Here is a 2,616-nt window from a genome sequence, read left to right on the forward strand (position 1 = left end):
GCTGTTGATCGACGATCAGTCACCCACTATCACGTCAGGAGAGCCACAAAGATCCGCAGAGGTAGCGAGAACGGTACGGGCAGCGTCAGCTTGACCGAGTCGCCTCCCAGCATGATGTAACAGCACTTATATAAGTACTGTTACGATAGCTGGGTGACGGTAGACAACACCCCTGACCCGACCGAGCGCAGCCGCTGGCGGCCATTGCGGCTGCTGCAGGCGGCGATGGACGCTGACATCGCCCGGATCTACGCCGAGGTGCCCGTCGAAGGGCTCAAGCCGAGCTTCGTGATGGAGCTGATCCGGCTGCACGCGCACGGCCCGATGACGATCACCGAGCTGGCCGAATCGGTGCAGCGCACCCACTCGGCGATAAGCCAGAAGGTGGCCGCGATGCGCGCCGCCGGCTTGGTCCGGACCACTGCGGGTGCCGATGCCCGCAGCAAGAAGGTGACGCTCACGGCCAAGGCCAGCCGCGTCGTGGACCGGCTTGCGGCCGAATGGCAGGCCACTGAGGCCGCCATCGCCGAGATCGAGGCGGAGATCCCGTACCCGCTCAGCCGGGTCGTCACAGACATCGAGGAAGTACTGCGGCGTAAAAGCTTCCACGACCGGATCGCCGAGAAGCTCGCTGAAGACGTCGCATGGGAGTGAGGCGCACACTGATCGATCTGGCCCCCCTGCGATCGTCACCGCAGTTCCGGCGGCTGTGGATCGGCCGGGCGTTCTCCGGATTCGGTAGCCAGATGGCGCTCGTCGCGGTGATGTTCCAGGTCTGGCAGATGACGGAGAGCACCGTCTGGACCGGCGCCGTCGGCCTGGCGCAGGCGGTTCCGATCATCACGTTCGGACTCTTCGCAGGATCGATCATCGATCGCAGCGACCGGCGGAAGTTCTACCTGATCGCCATTACCGGCCAGGCCGTGTGCTCGATTCTGCTGGCGGTGCAAGGGCTTTTCGGGCACCTGCCGGTGGTCGGAGTGTTGCTGCTGGTCGCGATGCAGTCCTGCTTCGTCGCCGGTGGCGGCCCGGCGTCGCGCACCTTCATCCCGCGGCTGCTGCCCGAAGCTCAGCTGGCGGCTGGGCTGGCGTTGAACCGGATCGCCTTCCAGGCGGCCATGCTGCTGGGGCCGGCGCTGGGCGGACTGGTCCTCGGGTGGCTGGGCGTCGGCGGCTGCTACCTGATCGACGCAATCACCTTCGCCCCGGCGTTCTGCGGCGCGTTCGGGCTACCGGCCATGCGGCCGGAGGGTCAGTCGTCCCGCCCAGGCCTGTACGGGATACTGGATGGTCTGGGTTTCCTGGCGCGGAATCCTACGATCCGCGGCGCACTGCTCACTGATCTGGCCGCCACCGTGCTTTCGATGCCGATCAGCCTGTTTCCACTGATCAATACCGAGCGATTCGGGAACAACCCGCGCACCCTCGGGCTGTTCCCGTCAGCGATCGCAGCGGATTCCATCGGTGCTCACACGGCGACCGCTTGTTGTTCACTGCTGATAGCAGCATAATGATGCTATGGCCACTGCGATCACCATCCGGGACGTACCCGACGAGACCCGCGACGAGCTTGCCTCACGGGCTGCGCTCAGCGGTCGTTCACTGCAGGAGTACGTACGTTCTCAGCTGATCGAGCTAGCCCGGCGGCCGGACGCGGAGGTGCTGCTTGCCCGGGTCCGTGACCGCAAGCAACGCATCGGCAGCCGGTTGCCGGTTGAGTCGATCCTCGGCCACCGTGACTCTGACCGCCGATGACCCTCGTCATCGACTCCAGTCTCGTGGCGGCGGCACTCGTCGACAGCGGCCAGGCGGGAACCTGGGCGGACCGCCTCCTCGCCACCGATGACCTGGCCGCGCCCCACCTCATGCCGGTGGAGGTCGCCAATGTATTGCGCCGCGCCGCCATGGCCGGCGAGATTTCCGCCGATACCGCAGCCCTGGCCCACGCGGACCTGCTGAGCCTTCGGGTCGAGTTGTTCGCCTACGAGCCGTTCGCCACAAGAGTGTGGGAGCTGCGGGAGAATGTCACGGCCTACGACGGCTGGTACGTGGCACTCGCCGAATCGCTGGGCGCAAAGCTCGCCACGCTGGACCTCCGGTTGGCGAAGGCCACCGGACCGCGCTGCACCTTTGCTACCCCGTGAGCTGCCACGGGGCCTACCGGGCTTGTCGGCGACCGGACAGACGAGCAGATCGCTCGCGGACCCTGCCGCTCACGGACAACGAGACATCAGAGGGCGTCTGATCCGGGTTGGTGACGATCTCGTCGGGCCCATCCGTCACGGACTCCGTGAGGGGCGTCCGATCTTGTGGGATGGGAACCGGAGGGCCGCAGCCCTCGGCTTCGGAGTAGGGGTTGGGTGGTACGTCAGGTCCACCGCTCGTCTGATAGGTAGCTCTGATAGGTAGCATGGCGCTCGTGCCAGAGGTGCACCTCACAGGCGAGAAGGCCACTCTGCTCGCGACGTTGTACGGCAGAGCGCTGGACGCCGAGTCACCCAACTCCATCCTGCACGACACGATGGCTCTGGAAACCGTCAGACAGATCGACTTCGACTTCACCAAGACCGGGCTGCGGCGCGGCGAGCACGCCGCCGTTGCGCTCAGGGCCGGGCA

At 66.1% G+C, this 2,616-nt stretch carries 3 protein-coding genes and 2 pseudogenes; all 5 read left to right on the plus strand.

Translation table 11 applies throughout. From position 1 onward, the window contains the following. Positions 1 to 225: 225 nt before the first annotated feature. Positions 226 to 654: a MarR family winged helix-turn-helix transcriptional regulator gene (locus tag DD1DGNOD_RS16610; RefSeq protein WP_131770548.1), complete on the plus strand. Its 429-nt coding sequence runs from the start codon at positions 226 to 228 to the stop codon at positions 652 to 654. Next, positions 645 to 1,469, plus strand: a pseudogene (locus DD1DGNOD_RS16615) (MFS transporter); the annotation flags it as partial. The gene DD1DGNOD_RS16610 and the pseudogene DD1DGNOD_RS16615, both read left to right, overlap by 10 nt. A gap of 49 nt (positions 1,470 to 1,518) precedes the next feature. Next, positions 1,519 to 1,755, plus strand: coding sequence for a FitA-like ribbon-helix-helix domain-containing protein (locus tag DD1DGNOD_RS16620; protein WP_131770543.1), 237 nt, complete (start codon positions 1,519 to 1,521; stop codon positions 1,753 to 1,755). Then, on the plus strand, positions 1,752 to 2,144 hold the full coding sequence (locus DD1DGNOD_RS16625; RefSeq protein WP_131767345.1) for a type II toxin-antitoxin system VapC family toxin: 393 nt from the start codon (positions 1,752 to 1,754) through the stop codon (positions 2,142 to 2,144). Before DD1DGNOD_RS16620 ends, DD1DGNOD_RS16625 begins: the two co-directional genes overlap by 4 nt. 266 nt (positions 2,145 to 2,410) lie before the next feature. Further along, positions 2,411 to 2,616: pseudogene (locus DD1DGNOD_RS16630) on the plus strand (class I SAM-dependent methyltransferase); the annotation flags it as partial.

The organism is Candidatus Protofrankia californiensis (assembly GCF_900634765.1).
Lineage (GTDB): Bacteria > Actinomycetota > Actinomycetes > Frankiales > Frankiaceae > Protofrankia > Protofrankia californiensis.

Excerpts from the sequence above, each read along its gene's own strand:
- DD1DGNOD_RS16625 (WP_131767345.1), top strand. The coding sequence starts at position 1,752 with ATGACCCTCGTCATCGACTCCAGTCTCGTGGCGGCGGCACTCGTCGAC.
- DD1DGNOD_RS16620 (WP_131770543.1), top strand. The coding sequence starts at position 1,519 with ATGGCCACTGCGATCACCATCCGGGACGTACCCGACGAGACCCGCGAC.
- DD1DGNOD_RS16610 (WP_131770548.1), top strand. The coding sequence starts at position 226 with ATGGACGCTGACATCGCCCGGATCTACGCCGAGGTGCCCGTCGAAGGG.